The organism is Actinocatenispora comari (genome assembly GCF_017312725.1).
In the GTDB taxonomy this organism is placed as follows: domain Bacteria; phylum Actinomycetota; class Actinomycetes; order Mycobacteriales; family Micromonosporaceae; genus Actinocatenispora; species Actinocatenispora comari.
Map to the genome: position 1 here is coordinate 1 of NZ_BOPO01000115.1, position 21,179 is coordinate 21,179.

At 72.4% G+C, this 21,179-nt stretch carries 18 protein-coding genes and 1 riboswitch; of the genes, 11 read left to right on the forward strand and 7 right to left on the reverse strand.

Features of this window, described 5'->3' with window-relative positions:
• A partial coding sequence (locus NUM_RS27830; protein WP_207127917.1) for a hypothetical protein occupies window positions 1-1,379 on the forward strand: 1,379 nt, incomplete at its 5' end.
• A 90-nt stretch (window positions 1,380-1,469) separates the two neighbouring features.
• Here the strand turns inward: NUM_RS27830 and NUM_RS27835 are convergent.
• The 5 genes from NUM_RS27835 to NUM_RS27855 form a co-directional block, all read right to left on the reverse strand.
• A complete protein-coding gene (locus tag NUM_RS27835) occupies window positions 1,470-2,453 on the reverse strand; it encodes a C40 family peptidase (RefSeq protein WP_207127918.1) in 984 nt (327 codons plus the stop codon).
• Between the two features lie 12 nt (window positions 2,454-2,465).
• Window positions 2,466-2,616: riboswitch (cyclic di-AMP (ydaO/yuaA leader) on the reverse strand.
• Between the two features lie 217 nt (window positions 2,617-2,833).
• The gene (gene uppS, locus NUM_RS27840) at window positions 2,834-3,592 is read right to left on the reverse strand and encodes a polyprenyl diphosphate synthase (RefSeq protein ID WP_207127919.1); all 759 of its coding nucleotides are present in this window, start codon (window positions 3,590-3,592) and stop codon (window positions 2,834-2,836) included.
• Between the two features lie 122 nt (window positions 3,593-3,714).
• The gene (locus NUM_RS27845; protein ID WP_207127920.1) at window positions 3,715-4,269 is read right to left on the reverse strand and encodes a hypothetical protein; all 555 of its coding nucleotides are present in this window, start codon (window positions 4,267-4,269) and stop codon (window positions 3,715-3,717) included.
• Between the two features lie 177 nt (window positions 4,270-4,446).
• Window positions 4,447-4,812: an STAS domain-containing protein gene (locus NUM_RS27850; RefSeq protein WP_207127921.1), complete on the reverse strand. Its 366-nt coding sequence runs from the start codon at window positions 4,810-4,812 to the stop codon at window positions 4,447-4,449.
• Between the two features lie 272 nt (window positions 4,813-5,084).
• A complete protein-coding gene (locus tag NUM_RS27855; RefSeq protein WP_207127922.1) occupies window positions 5,085-5,957 on the reverse strand; it encodes a LysR substrate-binding domain-containing protein in 873 nt (290 codons plus the stop codon).
• Window positions 5,958-6,127: 170 nt separating this feature from the next.
• On the opposite strand from NUM_RS27855, the gene NUM_RS27860 reads away from it, so the two are divergent.
• The 9 genes from NUM_RS27860 to NUM_RS27900 all read left to right on the forward strand — a co-directional run bounded on the left by NUM_RS27860 (window position 6,128) and on the right by NUM_RS27900 (window position 16,823).
• On the forward strand, window positions 6,128-6,937 hold the full coding sequence (locus NUM_RS27860; protein ID WP_207127923.1) for an alkaline phosphatase family protein: 810 nt from the start codon (window positions 6,128-6,130) through the stop codon (window positions 6,935-6,937).
• The gene (locus NUM_RS27865) at window positions 6,934-7,773 is read left to right on the forward strand and encodes a hypothetical protein (protein WP_207127924.1); all 840 of its coding nucleotides are present in this window, start codon (window positions 6,934-6,936) and stop codon (window positions 7,771-7,773) included. The genes NUM_RS27860 and NUM_RS27865 overlap by 4 nt, the downstream gene beginning before the upstream one ends.
• 179 nt (window positions 7,774-7,952) lie before the next feature.
• Window positions 7,953-8,909 (forward strand): formylglycine-generating enzyme family protein, encoded by a 957-nt coding sequence (locus NUM_RS27870; protein WP_207127925.1) that lies wholly within the window; start codon window positions 7,953-7,955, stop codon window positions 8,907-8,909.
• Window positions 8,910-9,032: 123 nt separating this feature from the next.
• Complete coding sequence (locus NUM_RS27875; RefSeq protein WP_207127926.1) at window positions 9,033-10,061, forward strand: LacI family DNA-binding transcriptional regulator; 1,029 nt, start codon at window positions 9,033-9,035, stop codon at window positions 10,059-10,061.
• Between the two features lie 251 nt (window positions 10,062-10,312).
• Window positions 10,313-11,632: an ABC transporter substrate-binding protein gene (locus tag NUM_RS27880; RefSeq protein ID WP_225918903.1), complete on the forward strand. Its 1,320-nt coding sequence runs from the start codon at window positions 10,313-10,315 to the stop codon at window positions 11,630-11,632.
• Between the two features lie 25 nt (window positions 11,633-11,657).
• Window positions 11,658-12,635, forward strand: a complete 978-nt coding sequence (locus NUM_RS27885) for a carbohydrate ABC transporter permease (protein ID WP_207127927.1) — start codon at window positions 11,658-11,660, stop codon at window positions 12,633-12,635.
• Window positions 12,628-13,467 carry a carbohydrate ABC transporter permease gene (locus tag NUM_RS27890; RefSeq protein ID WP_225918904.1) on the forward strand — a complete coding sequence of 280 codons (840 nt, stop codon included), beginning with the start codon at window positions 12,628-12,630 and terminating at the stop codon, window positions 13,465-13,467. The genes NUM_RS27885 and NUM_RS27890 overlap by 8 nt, the downstream gene beginning before the upstream one ends.
• Before the next feature lie 28 nt (window positions 13,468-13,495).
• A complete protein-coding gene (locus NUM_RS27895) occupies window positions 13,496-15,445 on the forward strand; it encodes a glycoside hydrolase 5 family protein (RefSeq protein WP_207127928.1) in 1,950 nt (649 codons plus the stop codon).
• A 1-nt stretch (window position 15,446) separates the two neighbouring features.
• Window positions 15,447-16,823, forward strand: a complete 1,377-nt coding sequence (locus NUM_RS27900; RefSeq protein ID WP_207127929.1) for a GH1 family beta-glucosidase — start codon at window positions 15,447-15,449, stop codon at window positions 16,821-16,823.
• Between the two features lie 133 nt (window positions 16,824-16,956).
• Here NUM_RS27900 and NUM_RS27905 read toward each other — a convergent pair whose 3' ends face one another.
• On the reverse strand, window positions 16,957-18,072 hold the full coding sequence (locus tag NUM_RS27905) for an ROK family transcriptional regulator (protein ID WP_207127930.1): 1,116 nt from the start codon (window positions 18,070-18,072) through the stop codon (window positions 16,957-16,959).
• A gap of 186 nt (window positions 18,073-18,258) precedes the next feature.
• Here NUM_RS27905 and NUM_RS27910 point away from each other — a divergent pair, with 186 nt between their 5' ends.
• A complete protein-coding gene (locus NUM_RS27910) occupies window positions 18,259-19,887 on the forward strand; it encodes a beta-N-acetylhexosaminidase (protein ID WP_207127931.1) in 1,629 nt (542 codons plus the stop codon).
• A gap of 231 nt (window positions 19,888-20,118) precedes the next feature.
• Here the strand turns inward: NUM_RS27910 and NUM_RS27915 are convergent, their stop codons facing one another.
• A complete protein-coding gene (locus NUM_RS27915; protein ID WP_207127932.1) occupies window positions 20,119-20,928 on the reverse strand; it encodes a DsbA family protein in 810 nt (269 codons plus the stop codon).
• Window positions 20,929-21,179: the final 251 nt, after the last annotated feature.

Here is a 21,179-nt window from a genome sequence, read left to right on the forward strand (position 1 = left end):
GGCAGCCCGGGAGCGGGTCGTCGACCGGCCGTCCGGCCGGTCCCGGCCACCCCGGCGGCGGCCAGCCGGCGGCGTCGGACGCCGCGGTGTGGGGGGCTCCACCGGCCTCGACCCCGCCGTACCCACAGCAACCCGCGCCGGACGGCTCGACGTCGGCGCTGCCGTACGTGCCGGCGCCGGGCACACCGGAGTTCACCTCACCGTTCCCGCCGGCGCCGGCCAGCGCGCCGCCACCGGGCGGCGGCGGCGCACCGCCGTCGTTCGGGCCGGCCGCCGTGCCGACCTCGTCCGGCGCGCTGCCGGCCGCGGACCCGTTCGGTCGGCACGCCGCGCCGGCCGAGGACGGGAAGTGGGCGGTTCCGCCGCGGGTGCAGTCCGCGATCGACGCGGTGCGGGCCTCGCGGTCGGGGCGGCACGGCGCCGACCGGGCGCCCACCGAAGACCCGGACACCGGCGCGCCCGCGCCGGAGCGGTTCGGCGCGACCGCCGAGACCGGTACCGGGCCGGATCGCGGCGACCGGGCGACCGGTGCGGGCGCCGAGGCCGCCCATCCGGGCGCGATGCCGAGCCGCGTCAGGCCGGGCGCGCCCCAGCCCGGGGCGGCCACCGGCGGCGCCCCGGCGCCGGGCGGCGCGGACACGCCGACCACTGAGACGCCGGTGCTCGCCACGCCGACCCGGGTGGATGCCGAGAGCGTGCTGGCGGCGGTACGCGACGTGCCCGGGGTGCGCGGTGCCGACCTGCGCACCGACGCCGCTGGTGGCCGCACGCTGCGGCTGGACGTGGCGGACGGGGTGGACCCGGACGAGATCACCGCCGCCGCCGGGGACGCGCTGCGCGACCGGCTCGGGGTGGAGGCCAGGCTGACCGTCGCCGATGCCGACGACGAGCTGGACGTCGCGCAGGACGACCGGGCCGAGCTGGACCGTACCGCGGGTGGCGCCGCCACGCCGGCGTTGCGCGCACCCGGCCGGGGCGGCGATCCGCGGGCGGTGATCGAACGCATCCAGGTCGCCACCGCCGGCTCCGAGTGCGCGGTGGAGGTGTGCCTGACCGCGGACGGGGTCCGCGCGGTCGGCCGGGCCGGCGGTCCGGCGCTCGACCCGTACCTGCTGCGGGTGGCGGCGCAGGCGACCGCCGACGCGGTCGGCGTGCTGGTGGCCGGCCGGGCCCGGTGCGCGGTCGAGCACGTCGACGTGGTGACCGCCGGTCCGTGCCGGGTGGTGGTGGTCGTCCTGGTGCTGCTCGCGGGCGACACGGCGGAGCGGCTGGTCGGCTCCGCGGTGGCCGGTGGCGACCCGCGGCAGGCCACGGTGCGGGCCACCATGTCCGCGCTCAACCGCCGGCTGGTCCCGCTGCTCGACGCGGTCCTGACCTGAGACTCCGCCGCGCCGGTCGCCCGGCGCGGGCCGGGAACGCGCAACGGCCGGCACCCCGTCGCGGGGCACCGGCCGTTGCGGGTACTGCGGTCAGGGCCGACCGATGCCGTAGACCGGCATCATGTCGATCGACGACACCTTGACCACCTCGCCGAACGTCGGCGCGTGGATCACCTTGCCGCCGCCGACGTAGATCGCGACGTGCCCGAGATTCTCGTAGAACACGAGGTCGCCGGGCGCGATCTGACTGCGGCTGATGTGCGTGATCTGGTTGTACTGGTCGGCCGCCACGTGCGGCAGGCTCACCCCGGCCTTCGCCCACGCGGCGAGCGTGAGCCCGGAGCAGTCGTACGAGTTGGGCCCGGCCGCGGCCCACGCGTACGGCTTGCCGAGCTGCGCGTAGGCGAAGTCGACGACCGCGCCGGCGCGCCCGGACACCTTCGGCGGGGTCTGCCCGGAGCCGGTGCCGGCCGTCTCGGTGGCGCTGCCGTACGCCTGCTCGCGCAGCTTCTTGAGCTTGTCGACCTTGGCCGAGATCGACGCCTTCTTCTTCTTCAGGTCCTTGACCTGCTTGCTCTGCTTGGCGTAGAGCGCGGCGAGCTCCTTGTGCTGCCCGTCGAGCTTGCGCTTCGCGGTGATCAGCGAGCGGACCTGGTCGGACTGCTGTGCGCTGAGCCGGTTGAGCGTGGCGATGTTGTTCAGCGTGTCGCTCGAACTGCCGTTCAGCACCGCGTTCCAGGCGGTGGCCGGGCCGCCCTTGTACGCGGCGGCGGCGATCGCGTCGACCTGCTTCTGCGCGCTGGCGACCTTGCCGGACAGCGGCTTGAGCTTCTTGTCGACCGCGGCGATGCGCTTCTTGGTCTTCTTCCGCTCTTCGGTGATCTTGTTGTACTGCTCGACGACCTGTTCGAACTGGGTCGACTGTTGCTTGATCTGCTGCTCCAGATCGGCCTGCGACGGTGCGCCGTGTGCCGGCGTGGTACCGACGAGGGCTGCGGCGGCCACCGCAGCGGCCGCGACCGCGGCCAGTCCGATCGCGCGCAGCGACGCCCACCGGGGGCGTGCAGTGTCCATGCGGGTCTGCGCCCTTCTTCCTCAGACCGCCTACCGGGTTAGCTGACGGGTTCGGGCGGGAAGAGCGCCCTACCGGGGCTATGGCCTGTCCATGGCCCCGGATTCACCCCGTGGTACGGGTGGGTCCTCGGCTCGCCTGGCGGCGACTCGGCGGTGCCGTCCGGAGCTGCCCGACGGGGCGGCAGGGGGCCGGACGACCCCGTCACGGTAGCCGCTGACGCGCCGTGGTCAACGCCGTCGCAACCAACGCGGTGACCATCCCCACAACACTTTGACTGACCGTCGGTGGGTGACTGCGCAGCGCGCTGATCCGTTGGTACGGGCGGGAAGCGGCGCGCCGTACCGTGGTCGTCCGGCGGCGTGGCGTCACCGTGTGATCGTCACGCACCGAAGCGGCGTTGCCGCTCCGCGTACGAGCGGAGCGCGCGCAGGAAGTCCACCCGGCGAAACGCCGGCCAGTACACGTCGCAGAAGTACAGCTCGGAGTAGGCGGACTGCCACAGCAGGAATCCAGAGAGTCGCCGTTCGCCGCTGGTACGGATGACGAGGTCGGGGTCGGGCAGGTCGGCGGTGTAGAGGTGCGCGGCGATGTCGTCGGCCGACAGCGTCGCGGCCAGCTCGTCCATCGAGGTACCGGCCGCGGCGGCGTCGGTGAGCACCGAGCGGAACGCGTCCACCAGCTCCTGCCGACCGCCGTAGCCGATCGCGATGGTCAGGCACGGCCCGGTGTCCGGGCTCTGGTCGGCGGCGAGCTTCAGGGCGTGCGCGGTCGAGTCCGGCAGCAGTTCCAGCCGGCCCGCCACCCGCAGCCGCCACCCGTCCCGCGGGGTCTTCGCGCGCTGCTCGATCATCCGCATCAGCGAGTCGAGCTCGCTCTGGTCGCGGCGGGCCAGGTTCTCGGTGGACGCGACGAACACGGTGACGTGGTCGATGCCCAGCTCGGTGCACCAGTCGAGCAGGTCGTCGATGTGGTCGGCGCCGGCCTGATGACCCATGCTCACGCTGGCCAGGCCGGCGGCGCGGGCCCAGCGCCGGTTGCCGTCCATGATCAGGCCGACGTGCCGCGGGCGGCCGTCGTGACCGAGCGCGGCGAACAGGCGCCGCTCGTACAGGCGGTACAGCAGGTTGCGTGGCGTCATCCGGCCAGCCAACCAGCGGGATGTGTGCATTCGGCGAAGAACCCGTGCTGGTACCGCAGAGGCCCGGCACCGTCGTCGAACGGTGCCGGGCCTCCGGGCGGCCGGCGGACTCCCGGCCGGGGTCAGCGCGCGAAGGGGTTCAGCGTCGGGTCGTCCGGGTCGCTCCCGCCGTCCGAGTAGTGCACGGTGTCGAGCGTGCCGTCGCCGTCGGTGTCGGTGGCGACCGCGTCGATGCTGCCGTCCTCGTTCCGGTCGACCCCCACCTGGTCGAGGTTGCCGTCGCCGTTGCTGTCCACCGCGTAGGTGTCGGCGGTGCCGTCGTAGTTCTGGTCCGCGACGACCTGGTCGACGTTGCCGTCGCCGTCGGTGTCGCGACCCACCAGGTCGATGTGCCCGTCGCCGTTGCGGTCGGCGTAGACCGTGTCGGCGGTGCCGTCGCCGTTGCTGTCGACCACCTCGGTGTCGAGCCGGCCGTCACCGTCGGTGTCGTAGTAGACCTCGTTGGCGACGCCGTCGCCGTCGGTGTCGACCATGACCATGTCCGCCACGCCGTCGTGGTCGGTGTCGACGACCATCGTCTCGCTGCCGTCGGTGGACTGCTCGATGACCACGTCGTCGGCGAGGCCGTCGCCGTTCACGTCGACCGAGCTGTCGGCGCCGGTGTCGTAGTCGCTCATGACGATTTCCCCTCGTGGATGCCCGCTGGCGCGGGTGCCGGTTGCGTGCGCCGGTTCGCCGGTCGCGATCCGTTGCTGCAGCCCACAGTGCCAGAGCGGTACCGGTCGGGCCATCGCGGATTCGTGCCACCACGTGCCGCGGCGGCGACGCCGGCGGCGAGGGGACGGGGTGGCGGGTCAGCCGGCGCTGGAGGCGGAGCCGAGCAGCGCCTCGATCGCCGCGTCCAGGTCGGGGTAGAGGTTGAAGATCGTGGTCAGCTGGGTCAGCTCCAGGATGTCCAGCACCCGGCGCGGCGCGGCGGCGATCGCCAGCCGGTGACCGGAGTTGCGGCCCTGCTGGTACCCGGCGACGAGCACACCCAGCCCGGTGGAGTCGAGGAAGTCGACACCGGACATCTCGACCACGGCGTCGCGCTCGGCGAGTGCCGTGGTCAGCTCCTCGCGCAGCCGCCACGCGGTGTCCACGTCGATGTCGCCGGAGACGGTGAGCACGGCGAGTTCGTCCCGGTCGGCGCGGGCCAGCTCGAACGTCGGGCGGCTCATCGCCCGGGCTCCAGCCCTGCGGTACGAAGCATTCCCGTCGTCATGAGCATGTCCCGATTCTCCCTGAGCCGCCGGACAACACAGTGTCTCCTACCCGCCGACGGTCGGTTCCTAACGGGTTGCTGCGGCAGAACTTGCGGGGAGCAATCGCACCAACCGGTTACCGTCCGGCGTCACGGTGAGGGTACGGCACGCGCCACCCGAACGGGCACGTTCCGGGTGCCGCAGTGGCAACCGGGGCGCCCCGGCCGGCGGCGCCGGGCCCGTACAGCTCAGCGCACCGTGTCGGCGAGCTCGAAGACGGCCCGGACCAGCCGGGACCGGCTCGCGTCGCGCCGGCAGGCCAGGTACTGGGTCAGGTCCAGGTCGAGGCCGGGCAGCGCCAGCACACCGAGCCGCGGGTCGGGCGCCAGCTCGGCGTCCGAGACCACGCCGACGCCGAGGCCGACGGCGACCGCGGAGTGCGCCGCCTCCCGGCTGTCCACCTCGATCAGTTCGGGCCACTCGGCGAGCGACCGGCCCGCGGTGGCCAGCGCCTGCTCGAACACCCGGCGGGTGGTCGAGCCGCGTTCCCGGATGACCAGCTGGGTGGAGGCCAGCTCGTCCAGCGTCACCTCGCTCCGGCCACCGAGCGGGTGCCGGCGCGCGACGAACGCGACGACCCGGTCCCGCCGTACCGGCACGGCGTGCAGCCGCGGATCGTGCGCGCCGGCGGCGGTGAGCGCCACGTCGACCCGGTCGGCCACCAGGTCGGCGAGCACCTGTTCGGAGTTGCCGGTGGACAGCGCGACCCGGACCCCGGGGTACCGGTCGCGCAGCGCGGCGAGCAGCGGCATCACGTGCATCGGCGCGTCCGCGCCCAGGCGCAGCCGGCCGGTACGCAGCCGGGCGCCGTCGTCGAGGATCTGGTCGGCCTCGTCGGCGGTGGCGAACAGCCGCCCGGTGCACTCGTGCAGTACGGCGCCGAGCTCGGTCAGCGTGACGCGCCGGCCGGTGCGGTGGAACAGCACCACACCGTAGCTCCGTTCCAGCGCCCTGACCTGCTCGGACAGCGTCGGCTGGCTGATGTGCAGGCGCTGCGCCGCGCGACCGAAGCTGCCCTCGGTCGCCACCGCGTGGAAGGACCGCAGGTGAAGCAGGTTCATAGGTCAGACCGATCTCGACCATAGGAAGTTTCGACTGGACCGATGGTAGAGGGCCTCGCAGAATGGCGTCGGATGCCCGGCCTGCTGGGCGCCGACAGCCCAGTTCGTCAGGACCTCTCGCCGGTACCGGAAGCGTGCGGTGAGACGTGTCGCCGCCCGGAGGAGCCCCGATGTCGCCCGTCCTCGTCCTCGGTATCGACGGCGTCCGGCACGACGCGCTGTGCGCGGCGTCGACCCCGGCGCTGGATCGGCTCGCCGCGACCGGTTACCGCGTCCCGGTACCGGTCTCCGCCGACTCGCCGACGATCTCCGGCCCGTGCTGGACCACGATCGCCACCGGGCTGTCGGCGCCGGTGCACGGGGTGTGGGACAACGTGACGCCGGGGCATCCGGTACGGCCGGACTTCCTGAGCCGGATCCGCGCGGCCCGGCCCGGCGCGGTGACGTTCGCCGCGGCCGGCTGGGCGCCGCTGGTCCGGCCGGTCGGCTGCGGGCCGATCTTCGCCGGGCCCGGTCTCCTGCCGCTGGCGGACGACGAGCGGTACGACGTGGCCGCCGCCGACCGGGCCGACGAGGCGATCGTCGCCGGCACCGTCGCCGCTCTGGCCACCGAGGCCCCGGTGGCGGCGTTCGTGCACTTGGGCACGCCGGACCTGGTGGCGCACCGGGACGGGGTGGGCGCCGGGTACCGGCAGGCGATCGAGACCGCCGACCGGCGGGCCGGCCGGATCCTCGCCGCGGTGCGCGACCGGGCCGCGGCCACCGGCGAGGACTGGACGGTCCTGGCCACCACCGACCACGGGCACCGCGACGGCGGCGGGCACGGCGGCGACTCGGTGGCCGAGCGCGCCGCCTGGCTGATCGCCGCCGGCCCGGGCGTGCCGCGGCAGCCACCGACCGTGCCGACCCAGGCGGGCATCTGCACCCTGGTGCTGGCCGCGGCCGGCGTCGGGTCGGACGACGCCGAGGCATCCGCGTGAGCGTGCCGGTGTTCGCCGTGGTGCTGGCCTCGGCGGTGCTGCACGCCAGCTGGAACGCGCTGGCGAAGGCGATCCCGGACCGGTTGGTGGCCGCCGCGCTGATCGGCCTCGGGTACCTCGTTGGCGGGGTGGCCGGGCTCGTCGCGTTCGGGCTGCCCGCGGCCCGGTCGCTGCCGTACGCGGTGGGCTCGGCGCTGCTGCAGGCGGTCTACCTGCTGCTGCTCACCGCGGCGTACCGGCACGGCGAGTTCGCCCGGGTCTACCCGCTGGCACGGGGCCTGTCGCCGCTGCTGGTCACCGTGGTCACGGTGACCGTACTGGGCGCCCGCCTGTCGCCGGGGGAGCTGGCCGGGATCGCGCTGATCGTCGGCGCGCTGGGCGCGCTGGTGCTCGTCGGCGGCCGGCCGCGGCGTGGCGACGGGCTCGGACTGGCCGCCGCCACCGGTGTGGTGATCGCCTCGTACACGCTGGTCGACGGGGTCGGGGTGCGCGGCTCCGGCGACGCGCTCGGGTACGCGTCGCTGCTGTTCGCGCTGCAGGGCCCGGTGCTGCCGGTGGTGTGCCGGCTGCTGTCCGGTCCCGGCTTCACCGCCCGGCTGGTACGGCACGCGCCGCTCGGGCTGCTCGGCGGGCTGCTGTCGCTGCTGTCGTACGGCGCGGTGGTGTGGGCGCAGAGCCTCGGCAGCCTGGCGCTGGTGTCGGCGCTGCGGGAGACCTCGGTGCTGTTCGCCGGCGCGATCGGCGCGCTGTTCTTCGCCGAACGGTTCAGCCGGCTGCGAATGGCGGTCACCGCGGTCGCGGTCGGCGGCATCGTCCTGCTGCAGCTGTCCCAGTGACCCGACGGCCCGGGCGGCACGACGGCCCGGGCGGCACGACGGCCCGGGCGGCCCGGGCGGCCGGGTGGTCGGGTGCCCGGCTGGCCCGGGTGTCCGGGTGGCCGGGTGGCCCGGTGACCGGGTGGTCCGGTGACCGGTGCCGCGGCGGCCCGGCGTGCGGCGGGGCGACAATGACGGTGATGAGCACCGACGAGACACCCCACTGCTGCGCCCCGACCAGGCCGGACGCGCATCCCGAGCCGGCACCGCGGCGGGTCGCCGCCGGGCCCGGTCGACCGCGGTTCGGCGGCCTGGTCGCGCTGCCGGGCGGGACGTTCCGGATGGGTACCGACGATCCGGACGGGTTCCCGGACGACGGCGAGGGGCCGGTCCGCGAGGTGACCGTGGCGCCGTACCGGATCTCGGCGACGACGGTGACCAACGCCCAGTTCGCCGCGTTCGTGCGGGAGACCGGCTTCCGCACCGACGCCGAACGGTACGGCTGGTCGTTCGTGTTCCACCTGCTGGTGCCGCCGGCGCTGCGCCGCTCCGGTACCCCGGTGGCCGGGCCGGCGCCGTGGTGGCTGGGCATCGCCGGGGCGAGCTGGCAGGCGCCGGAGGGCCCCGGGTCGGACGTGTCGCAGCGCTCCAACCACCCGGTCGTGCACGTGTCGTACGACGACGCGGTGGCCTACTGCGAGTGGGCGGGGGTGCGGCTGCCCACCGAGGCGGAGTGGGAGTACGCGGCGCGCGGCGGGCTGGACCAGGCCAGGTTCCCGTGGGGGGAGGAGCTGACGCCGCGCGGCCAGCACCGGTGCAACGTCTGGCAGGGCACGTTCCCGACCCACAACACCGAGGCGGACGGCTACCTCGGCACCGCGCCGGTGAAGTCGTTCCGTCCCAACGCGTTCGGGCTCTACAACGTGTCCGGCAACGTGTGGGAGTGGTGTGCCGACCGGTTCACCGCGGACCGGACGACGCTGCCCGACCACGATCCGATCGGGCCGGCCGAGGGCGCCACTCGGGTGATCAAGGGCGGTTCGTACCTGTGCCACGATTCCTACTGCAACCGGTACCGGGTGGGCGCGCGCAGCAACAACACGCCGGACTCCTCGACCGGGAACATGGGTTTCCGGGTGGCGGCCGGCCCCGCCTGAGCCCGGACGCGACGCCGGTCGGGGTGCGGGCCGCCACACCGCCGAAGCGGCGCGCGGGATTATTCCGCGGCCCTATACTTGACCGGTTCAGTTGAACGGTCAAAAAAAGGGAAGGCGGCGCGGATGAAGCGGCCGACGATTCTGGACATCGCCCGCGCTGCCGGGGTGTCCAAGGGTGCCGTGTCGTACGCACTGAACGGCCGACCCGGCGTGTCCGCGGCGACCAGGGCGAAGATCCTGGCGATCGCCGAGGAGATGGGCTGGGTGCCGTCCAGCGCCGCCCGGGCGCTGTCCTCCGACCGGGCGGACGCGGTCGGCCTGGTCGCCGCCCGCACCCCCGAGCTGCTCGCCACCGAGCCGTACTTCATGCGCGTGGTGGCCGGCATCGAGGAGACGCTCGCCGGCCGCGGTACCGCGCTGCTGCTGACCACGGTGCGCGACGAGGCGACCGAGCTGGACACCTATCGCCGCTGGTGGATCGGCCGGCGGGTGGACGGCGTGCTGCTGCTGGACATGCGTACCGACGATCCGCGGCCGGCGCTGCTGACCGAGCTCGGCGCGCCGGGCGTGGTGATGGGCGCGCAGCGCGGGTACGGGGGGCTCGCGTCCACCCGGGTGGACGACCACGACGCGATGCTGCGCGCGGTCGGCCACCTCAGCGGGCTCGGCCACCGGCGGATCGCCCGGGTCTCCGGGCCGCAACGGCTGGAGCACGCGGCGCGGCGCAGCCGGTACTTCGACGAGGCCTGCCGGTCGCTGCTGGGTGCCGAGCAGGTGCAGGTGGAGGCGGACTACACCGCGCACGGCGGGCTGGTGGCCACCCGCGGGCTGCTGGCCCGGCCGAACCCGCCGACCGCCATCATTTTCGACAACGACGTGATGGCGGTGGCCGCGGTCAGCGAGCTGACCAGCGCCGGGGTCCGGATTCCGACCGATCTTGCCGTGTTGGCCTGGGACGACTCGCCGCTGTGCGAGCTGGTCCGGCCGGCGGTCACCGCGTTCGAGCACGACGTCTCCGCGGAGGCGGGGGCCGCGGCCCGGCTGCTGCTGGCGCGGCTGACGACCGGTACCGCCGAGGACGTCTGGCTCGGCCCGCGCCAGCTGCGGGTGCGCGACTCGACCGCTCCGGTCGGCGTGACCCGTTCCGCCTAGGGCGCCGCAGCGTTGGCGTGCGGGCGGGAGCCGGGCGGGCGTCACCGGGCCCGTGGGTGACCTCACGGCAGACCCTCGGTACCACTGCTGTCACCACCCGGTCACCGCGACGTATCGTGCAGGTGAACCGGTTCAGAAATCGGCTCGCGTGGGTTAACATCAGCGACACCTGAACCGGTTCATGTCGTGTGCCGGACGGACCGGCGAGCGGCACGGACGCCGCGTGGCAGCGCGGTGCGAAGGAGTCGATCGTGCGTAAACGGATTCTTGGGGTGGTGGCCCTGTCGGCGGCGCTCGTCGCCGGGGCCGGCGGGCTGACGGCCTGCGGCTCGTCCGACAGCGGCTCGGACTCGAAGACCATCACCTACTGGGCAAGCAACCAGGGTTCCAGCCTCCAGAACGACAAGGACGTGCTGGGCCCGGAGCTGAAGAAGTTCACCAAGCAGACCGGCATCAAGGTCAAGCTGCAGGTCATCGGCTGGAACGACCTGCTCAACAAGATCACCACGGCGACGACCTCCGGCCAGGGGCCGGACGTGGTCAACATCGGCAACACCTGGTCCGCCTCGCTCGCGGCGACCGGCGCGTTCGTCGACTTCGACAAGTCGCACATGGACAAGATCGGCGGCCAGGACAAGTTCCTCGCCACCAGCATGAGCTCGACCGGTGCGGCCGGCAAGACGACCGCCTCGGTCCCGCTGTACGGGCTGAGCTACGGGCTGTTCTACAACAAGAAGATGTTCGCCGACGCGGGCATCAAGAACCCGCCGGCCAGCTGGCAGGAGCTCGTCACCGACGCGAAGAAGCTCACCAAGCCCGGCGGCAAGCAGTACGGGATCACCCTGGCCGGGGCGAGCTACACCGAGAACGCGCACTTCGCGTTCATCTTCGGCCAGCAGCAGGGCGGCAACTTCTTCGACAAGTCCGGCAAGCCGACCTTCGACACGCCGGCCAACGTCAAGGCGGTCCAGCAGTACACCGACCTGATCAGCAAGGACAAGGTCGCGACGCCGGCCTCGGCCGAGCACACCACCACCAACGACGCGGTCGAGGACTTCACCTCGGGCAAGGCCGCGATGCTGCTGGGCCAGAACAACACCAACACCGGCATCGAGGCCAACGGGATGAAGAAGTCGGACTACGCGGTGGCGCCGATCCCGATCCTGACCCCGCTGCCGGCCGGCGGTAAGAAGATCAACTCGCACGTGGCCGGCATCAACATCGCCGCGTTCAAGGGCGGCAACGAGACCGGCGCGATGAAGTTCATCAAGTTCATGACCAGCGCCAAGGAGCAGGTGATCCTGGACAAGGCGTTCAACGCCCTGCCGGTGACCACCGAGGCGGCCAAGGACCCGGCGTTCCAGACGCCGGAGAACAAGATGTTCGTCGACGTGCTGGCGAACACCTCGGCGCCGATGCCGATGATCACCGACGAGTCGCAGTTCGAGACCACCGTCGGCAACGCGATGAAGGACCTGATCGCGCAGGCCGCCACCGGCAAGACGGTGAGCGCGGCCGACGTGAAGAAGTCCCTCGACGACGCTCAGCAGAAGATGCAGAGCGGCGGCTGACCGGTAAGTAAGGCGGAATCGTCTGATGACGGCAACTGAGAATGCCGTCCGGGAAGGGCGACGCGCCGGCAAGGGGTCCGCGAAGACCCCGCGCCGCCGGCGCGTCGCCCAGAACCGGTGGCTGCCGTACCTGCTGCTCGCGCCGGCGATCATCTTCGAGCTGCTGGTGCACGTGATCCCGATGCTGACCGGGATCGGGATCAGCTTCCTCAAGCTCAACCAGTTCTTCCTGCGCAACTGGTTGGAGGCGCCGTTCGCGGGGCTGTCCAACTACCACTACGCCGTCGACGTCAATGGCAGCATCGGCAAGGCGCTGCTCTGGTCGTTCGTCGTGACGATCGGTTTCACCATCCTGGTCGTCGGCCTCTCCTGGGTGCTCGGCATGTTCGCCGCGGTGATGCTGCAGCGCTCGTTCCGCGGCCGGGCGCTGCTGCGCACGATCTTCCTGATCCCGTACGCGCTGCCGGTCTACGCCGGCGTCATCGTCTGGAAGTTCATGCTGTCCCGCGACAACGGGATGGTGAACCACCTGCTGGCGCAGCTGCACATCACCGACGGGCACACGTTCTGGCTGATCGGCAACAACGCGTTCGCGTCCATCGTGGTGGTGGCGGTGTGGCGGCTCTGGCCGTTCGCGCTGCTGACCCTGATGGCGGGGATGCAGTCGCTGCCCACCGACGTGTACGAGGCGGCCGCGGTCGACGGTGCCGGCATGTGGCAGCAGTTCCGCAAGCTGACCATGCCGATGCTGCGCGGCATCAACCAGGTGCTGATCCTGGTGCTGTTCCTGTGGACGTTCAACGACTTCAACGTGCCCTACACGCTGTTCTCGGCGTCGATCCCGAAGTCGGCGGACCTGATCTCGATCCACGTCTACCAGTCGTCGTTCCAGAACTTCAACTTCGGCCTCGGCTCGGCGATGAGCGTGCTGTTGCTGCTGTTCCTGCTGGTGGTGACGGGGTTGTACCTGCTGTTCACGTCGAGGAGGTCGCGCCGTGCGTGAGTCCACGTCGTTCAAGGTGATCCGGGTCGTCGGGCTGACGCTGCTGACCCTGTTCACGCTGGCCCCGCTGTACGTGATGATCGTGTCCGGGCTCAAGCCGCTGTCCGACGTGCAGGGCGCGTTCTCCTGGATCCCCAGCCACGTCACGGTGCAGCCGTTCGTGGACATCTGGCACACGATCCCGCTGGCGCGGTACTTCACCAACAGCGTCATCGTGTCGCTGTCGGCCGCCGCGTTCTCGGTGCTGATCGCGATCTTCGCGTCGTACGCGGTGAGCCGGTGGGACTTCCGCGGCAAGCGGCTGTTCCAGATCACCGTGCTGAGCACGCAGATGTTCCCGGGCATCCTGTTCCTGCTGCCGCTGTACCTGATCTTCGTCAACATCGGGCAGGCCACCGGCTTCGCGTTGCAGGGCTCGCGCATCGGCCTGATCATCACGTACCTGACGTTCTCCCTGCCGTTCTCGATCTGGATGCTCGTCAGCTACTTCGACACCATCCCGCGCGGGCTCGACGAGGCGGCGAAGGTGGACGGCGCCGGCCCGATGCGCACCCTGTGGTCGGTGGTGGTACCGGCGGCCAAGCCCGGCATCGTCGCGGTCGGCATCTACTCGTTCATGACCGCCTGGGGCGAGACGCTGTTCGCCTCGGTGATGACGAACGACTCGTCCAAGACGCTCGCGATCGGACTGCGCGAGTACTCCACCCAGATCTCGGTCTACTGGAACCAGGTGATGGCCGCGTCGCTGGTGGTCAGCGTCCCGGTCGTGGTCGGCTTCCTGCTGCTCCAGCGGTACCTGGTCCAGGGTCTCACCGCGGGCGCGGTCAAGTAACTCAGCACAACTGTGGAAGAGGGAAAACATGCGGCGTAACTCCGCGAAGGTCACGGTCGGCGATCGGCCGGTGGCCTGGCTCGGCGCCAACTTCTGGTCGCGTACGGGCGGACCGCTGATGTGGCGCAGCTACGACCCGGCGGTGGTACGAGACGAGCTGCGGGTCCTGGCGGAGCACGGGTTGCGGCAGACCCGGTCGTTCTTCTACTGGCCGGACTTCCATCCCGAACCGTCCACCGTGGACGAGGAGAAGGTGGCGCACTACCGGGACTTCCTGGACGCGCACGCCGAGTTCGGGATGAGCTCGATCCCGACGTTCATCGTCGGCCACATGTCCGGGGAGAACTGGGATCCGGCCTGGCGCGGCGGGATCGAACGCGACCTCTACGCCGACGTGTGGCTGGTCAGCCGGCAGGCCTGGTTCGTCGAGCAGATGGTGCGCCGGCTGCACGACCACCCGGCCGTCGCCGGCTGGCTGATCAGCAACGAGATGCCGATCTACGGCCGGCGCCGGGGCCAGCCGACCGCACCGCGGTCGGACGTGACGAGCTGGGCGACGCTGATGGTGCAGGCGGTCCGGGCCGGCGGCGGGCACCAGCCGGTGTCGCTCGGCGACGGCGCCTGGGGCATCGAGGTCACCGGCGAGGACAACGGCTTCTCGGTGCGCGAGACCGGTGAGCTGGTCGACTTCGTCGGCCCGCACGTGTACAAGATGGAGTCCGACCAGGTGCGACAGCACCTCAACGCCGCGTTCCTGTGCGAGCTGGCGGCGGTGGCGAACAAGCCGGTGGTGCTGGAGGAGTTCGGGCTGTCCACCGACTTCGTCTCCGAGCCCAACCAGGGCCACTACTACCGGCAGAGCCTGCACAACTCGCTGCTGGCCGGCGCGACCGGCTGGATCGCCTGGAACAACACCGACTACGACCACCTGAACACCCAGGACCCGTACCGGCACCACCCGTTCGAGATGCACTTCGGCATCACCACCAACACCGGGGTACCGAAGGAGCCGCTGCGCGAGCTCGACGCGTTCGCGAAGGTGCTGACCGAGGTGGACTTCGTCAACACGCACCGGGTGGACACCGACGCCGCGCTGGTCGTCTCCTCGTACCTGGAGCGCGACTACCCGATCTCCACCGCGCCGGACCGGGCGCTGGTGTTCCACACCCTGCGGCAGGGCTACGTCGCGGCCCGCGAGGCGCACCTGCCGGTCGCGCTGACCCGGGAGGAGGACGGCCTCGCCACCGACGCGAAGCTGTACCTGCTGCCGTCGACCCGGCAGATCCTCGCGCCGACCTGGCTGCAGCTGCACGAGTTCGCCAACGACGGTGCGGTCGTCTACCTGTCGTACTGCTCGGGCGAGCACGCGTTCCACCGCGGGCCCTGGTTCCAGAAGCTGAACGACATGTTCGGCGTCGAGCACCAGCTGGCGTACGGGCTGAACAACCCGATCGACGACGACGTCGTGGAGTTCACCTTCACCGAGGACTTCGGCGCGATCAAGGCGGGGGAGACGCTGCGGTTCACCGCGGCGGGCAACGAGAACAGCCGGGCGTACCTCCCGGTGCGCCCGCGCGGCGCCACCGTGGTGGCGACCGACCAGCACGGCAACCCGGCGCTGCTGCGGTACCGGGTGGGTGCCGGCGAGACGATCCTGTGCACGTACCCGTTGGAGCACATGGCATCGAAGCAAGGCCGGGTCAACCCGGAGGACACCCATCGGATCTACGACGCGCTGGCCACGGTGGCCGGCGTCGCCCGCGCGGTGACGGTCGACGACCCGAGCGTGTTCACCGACGTACTGGCGCACACCGACGGCCGGCGGTTCGCCTGGTTCGTCAGCCAGCACGCGGCCGAGCACAAGGTGACCCCGGTCCTGCCCGGCGGCGGCACGCTGCGCCCGATCGGCGGCGGCGAGTCGGTGTCGCAGTTCACCCTGCCGGCGTACGGCGTCGGCGTGTACGCGCTGGAGGTCTGACGTGACCGCGCAACTTCCCCGTCTCCCCAAGGGTTTCCTGTTCGGCGCGGCCACCGCGTCGTACCAGATCGAGGGCGCCGTCGACGCCGACGGCCGCGGACCGTCCATCTGGGACACGTTCGCGCACACCCCGGGCGCCGTCGCCGGCGGCGACACCGGCGACGTGGCCTGCGACCACTACCACCGGTACGCCGAGGACGTGGCGCTGCTGGCGCAGCTCGGCGCCGGCGCGTACCGCTTCTCGATCGCCTGGCCGCGGATCCAGCCGGACGGCAAGGGCGGCGTGAACGCGGCCGGACTGGACTTCTACCAGCGGCTGGTGGACGAGCTGATCGACGCCGGCATCACCCCGATGGCGACGCTGTACCACTGGGACCTGCCGCAGCCGCTGGAGGACGCCGGCGGCTGGCGGGAGCGCGACACCGCGGAGCGGTTCGCCGACTACGCGGCGATCGTGCACGAGGCGCTGGCCGACCGGGTGCCGTACTGGATCACCCTGAACGAGCCGTTCTGCAGCTCGTTCATCGGTTACGCCGAGGGCCGGCACGCGCCGGGCGCGCAGGAGGGGCACGGGGCCCTCGCCGCCGCGCACCACCTGCTCGTCGGCCACGGCCTCGCGGTACGGGCGATGCGGGCGCAACGCAAGAACGACGAGCGGTTCGGCATCACCCTCAACATGAACCACGTGACGCCGGCGACCGACGCACCGGCCGACGTGGCCGCCGCGGCCCGGGCCGAGCTGCTCGCCAACCGGGTCTTCTCCGACCCGGTGCTCGCCGGCCGGTACCCGGAGGGCGAGGCGGAGCTGTGGAGCCCGATCAGCGACTTCTCCTTCCGCCGCGACGGTGACCTGGCGCTCGCGCACGAGCCGCTCGACTTCCTCGGCGTCAACAACTACTTCCCGCAGTACGCCAAGGACGCGCCGTCGCAGGAGCCGGACCTGTCCCGCCGGGTGGCCACCGACATCGGGGTGGTGGACGTGCCACCGGCGAGCCTGCCGCAGACGGCGATGCCGTGGCCGGCCGAGCCGGACGGGCTGCGCCGGCTGCTGGTCTGGCTGCGCGACAGCTACCCGGACCTGCCGCCGATCTACGTCACCGAGAACGGCGCCGCCTATCCGGACACCGTGCTCGACGGTACGGTCGACGACCAGCAGCGGATCGCCTACCTGGACGGGCACCTGCGCGCGGTGGCGCAGGCCGTCGACGAGGGCGTGGACGTGCGCGGCTACTTCTGCTGGTCGCTGCTGGACAACTTCGAGTGGGCGTACGGCTACGCGAAGCGGTTCGGCCTGGTCTACGTCGACTACCCGACGCAGCAACGGATCCCGAAGGCCAGCTACCACTGGTACCGCCAGCTGATCGAGCAGCACGCCTGAGAGGCTGTTGGGGAACCTTCGAACGGCCCGGCGCAGCCGATCACGAGGTTCCCCCACCGCCGCTGAGGCGGTACGACGACGCGGCGGCCCGGTGCGTTCCGGGCCGCCGCGCCCGTCTGTCCACAGTGGATGGTCAGGAGGCGGCGAACAGGTCGTCGTGCAACAGGTCGAGCGCGGTGAGCACGGCGCCACGGCGGGCCGGGTCACCGGTGACGGTGCCGGCCCGTACCTCGGTGGGTAGCGGGATCCTGGCGGCGACTTCGGCGGCGACCAGCTCGGCCAGCGGCACGCCGCCGGCGTGGCCGATCGGGCCGCCGAGCACCACGGTGCCCGGGTCGAGCACCGCGCACAGCCCGACCACCCCGACCGCGACCAGCTCCGCCAGCTCGGCCCGGAACTCCGGCAGCCCGACCGCGGCGCGCACGGCGTCGACCGGATCGGCCGGGAGATCGCCCGGCAGGTACCGGGCCGCGACGGTGGCCAGCGCCGGCCCGCCGATCAGGTCCTGCAGCCCGCAGGAGGGCCGAGCCGGCCCGTACGGCAGGTAGCCGATCTCGCCGGCGCCGCCGGACGCGCCGCGGTGCATCCGGCCGCCCAGCAGCACCGCGACCCCGACCCCGGCGCCGAGCGACAGCAGGCAGAACGTGTCGGTACCGCGAGCCGCGCCGGTCCGGTGCTCGGCCACGCCGGCCAGGTTGACCTCGTTGTCCACCAGCACCGGTACGCCCAGCCGCTCGTGCAGCGCGGACCGCAGGTCACCGTGCCAGCCGGGCAGCCCGGCCGCGAAGGTCACGGCCCCGCTGCGCGGATCGACCAGCCCCGGCGTACCGACCGCGACCGCGCCGAGCGGCGCCGGGGCGGCGGTCGCCGCGAGCGCGGCGAGCACCTGCGACTCCGGGTCGGCGGCCGGGTCGATCGGCCGCTCCGCGGTGCCGACGGTACGGCCGGTCGCGTCGGCCCGGGTGACCACGATGCGGCTGGTGTCGACGGCGACCCCGGCCACGTGCGCGCGGTCCGGCAGCACCCCGTACACGGCGGCGTTGGGGCCGCGGCGGTCGGCGCCGGACTCGCCGAGCCGGGCGATGAGCCCGTCGGCAGCGAGCCGGTCGATCAGGTCGGCCACGGTGGGCCGGGACAGGCCGGTCAGCGTCCGCAACTGGGTGCGGGTGAGCGGGCCGCGGTCGAGCAGCAGCTGGTAGGCGCTGCGGTCGTTGATCAGCCGCGCGGTACGCGGTGTCGCGGGTGGCACGGCCCGACCCCCTTTTCAGCAGGAACCCTTCCTGTTAGTTTCTGATCGTACGACGGCGGCGCCCGCCAGAACAGCGCTGCCGGCCACCCGGCCGTACCGCGCCGTCGATCCCGAGAGGACCGGATGCCGGCCGCGGCGGGGTGACCTGACGACCGACGACACGCTCCCCGCCGCGGAGGAGACCCCATGACCGACCGGTACGAGACCCTGGTTCCCCGAGCGCGCGAGGCTCGGCGGCTGCCCGGCACCCTCACCCTGACCGCCGACACCCGGCTGGTCGGCCCGGACGAGGCGACCGAACCGGTACGCCGGCTGCTCGCCCCGCTCGGCCTGCCGCTGCGCCCCACCGGGGACGGCACCGAGATCGCCGTCGGCTTCGACGCCGCGATCACCGCACCCGAGGGCTACCGGCTGCACGTCGGTACCGCCGGGGTCACCCTGACCGCCGCCGGCGTCGACGGCCTGCGGCACGGCGTACGGACGCTGCGGCAGCTGCTGCCGGCCGCCGCCTGGCGCGCCGCCCCGGCCGCTACCGAATGGACGCTGGACTGCGGCGAGGTGACCGACGCGCCGGCGCTGCCGTGGCGCGGCGGCATGCTCGACGTGTCCCGGCACTTCCTGCCCAAGCGGGAGGTGCTGCGCTACCTCGACCTGTTCGCCATGCACGGGCTGAACCGGCTGCACCTGCACCTGTCCGACGACCAGGGCTGGCGGGTGCAGTCCGCGCGCTACCCGAAGCTGACCGAGGTCGGCGCGCACCGGCCGGGCAGCCAGGTCGGCCGCACCCGGGACGGCAGCCACGACCACGTCCCGCACGGCGGCTTCTACACCCTCGACGACCTGGCCGAGATCAACGCGTACGCGACCGGGCTCGGCGTCACCGTGGTGCCCGAGCTCGACCTGCCGGGCCACGCGTCCGCGCTGCTCGCCGCCTACCCCGAGTACGGCATCGGCACCCACCGGGTGCTCACCGGCTGGGGCATCTCGGCCGGCGTGGTCACCCCGCTGCCGCGCACCCTGGCGTTCCTCGGCGAGGTGCTGGACGAGCTGACCGAGGCGCTGCCGGTGCCGTACGTGCACCTCGGCGGCGACGAGTGCGTGCTGCGCGACTGGGCCGCGGACGCCGAGGTGATGGCCCACCTCGCCGCGCAGGGGATCACCGAGCCGGTCGAGGGCCACGGGTACTTCCTGCGCAGCCTCGGCGAGCACCTGGCCGCCGGCGGCCGGCGCATGGTGGTGTGGGACGAGGGGTTCGTCACCGGCGGGATGCTGCCGGACTCGATCGTCACCGCCTGGCGCGGCTCGTCGGTGGGGCGGCGCGCCGCGGCGGCCGGCTACGACGTGGTACGCAGCCCCGTCTACCCGACCTACCTCGACTACGACCAGTCCGACGGGGCCGACGAGCCGCTGTCGATCGGCGGGCCGCTCACCCTCGACGACGTCGCCGCGTTCGATCCGGTACCGGCCGAGTGGTCCCCGGCCGAGCGCGAGCACGTGCTCGGTGTGCAGTTCCAGGCCTGGTCGGAGTACATCCCGGACGCCCGGCACCTGGACTACCTGGCGTTCCCGCGGGCCTGCGCGCTCGCCGACGTGGCCTGGACCGGAGCACCGGCGACCCGGCTGGTCGAGCGGCTCGACGCGCACCTGCCGCGGTTGGACGCGGCGGGCGTCGAGTACCGGCCGCTCGCCGGCCCGCGGCCGTGGCAGGCCGGTGGCGACGGGCCGCGCCGGCGGGTGCCCGGGGCCGAGATGGCGAAGGTACGCGAGCACTTGGAGCAGGTCTCCACCACCGGCGACGCCGAGGAGAGCGCCTGAGCCGACACGCCGAACGCCGGCCCCCGCGGTGCGCGGGGGCCGGCGTTCGTTCGGGCCGACCCGCGGTGCCCGAGCCGGCGTTCCGCTCGTGCCGCGCACCGCAGGGTCGGCGTCTCGGCTCGCGCCGCGCACCGCAGGGTCGGCGTCTCGGCTCGTGCCGCGCACCGCAGGGTCGGTGTCTCGGCTCGTGCCGCGTACCGCAGGGCGGCGGTTCCGTTCGTGCCGCGCCGATCAGGCGGCGAGCAGCTGGTTCAGCCAGTCGGCGCTCTTCAGGTCGCTGATCTGGACCTGCTTGCCGTTCTGCACCACGGTCGGCGTGCCCTGGAAGCCGGCCGCCTGGAAGTCCTTCAACTGCTGCGCCGGGTACTTCTTGTAGGTGCCGTCCTTGGCGATCTTGGCGATCTTGTCCTTGTTCACGCCGAGCCGGGACGCCAGGTCGACCATCTGGTCGTCGGAGTAACCCGGGCCACCCTCGGCCGGCTGGTGGTGGTAGAGGCTCCAGTGGAACTGCGGGAACTTGCCCTCCGCCACCGTGCCGAGCGCGATGTTCGTCGCGCGGTCGGAGTAGCCCGGCGGCGTCGAGCTGCCGTTGAGCAGATCCACGATGTGGTACCGGATCTGCAACGTGCCGTCGTTCATCGCCTTCTGCATCTGCTTGCCGCTACCGCGCTCCAGATCGCCGCAGTACGGGCACATGAAGTCCTCGTAGATCTCGATCTTGACCTTGGCGCTGTCCTTGCCGGCCACCACCACGCCGTTGTCGAGCTTGACCGGATAGTTCGCGGTGATCGACTCGGCCGGGATCGTCTTCGGCTTGTTCGACTCGTACACCGCCCAGGACACCGCACCGACGACGACGATGAGCAGCACCGCACAGATGGAGGCGGTGATGATGATCCGATTTCGGCGCTGCCGCTCGGCGCGTGCCGCGGCGACCGCCTTCGCGGCCCTGGCCCGCTGCTTCGCCGTACCGCCGCCCTTGCCCCGGTTCGCTCCGGCGGCCGGGGGGCTCGCGCTCTTCGGTTTGTTCTTGCTCGCCATGTCGGGTTAATCCTCCGGGTGTCCGTTGGCCGCTGCCATCGGTGGGTGACGCTGACATCCATGGTGACCGGCGCCCGGGCGGACGCCCACGTCCGGTGTCCGGCACCCTCTGGGACGAGGTACGGTCGCCGTTCGGTTCCGGACGTGCGGGGAGACACAGGTCACGCCGCAGGTACGCTACCGCGCCACTCTGTGGGCCGCGGTACCGCACACCCGCCGGGCCCTGCCCGGCCACCGACCCGATGTCCCGG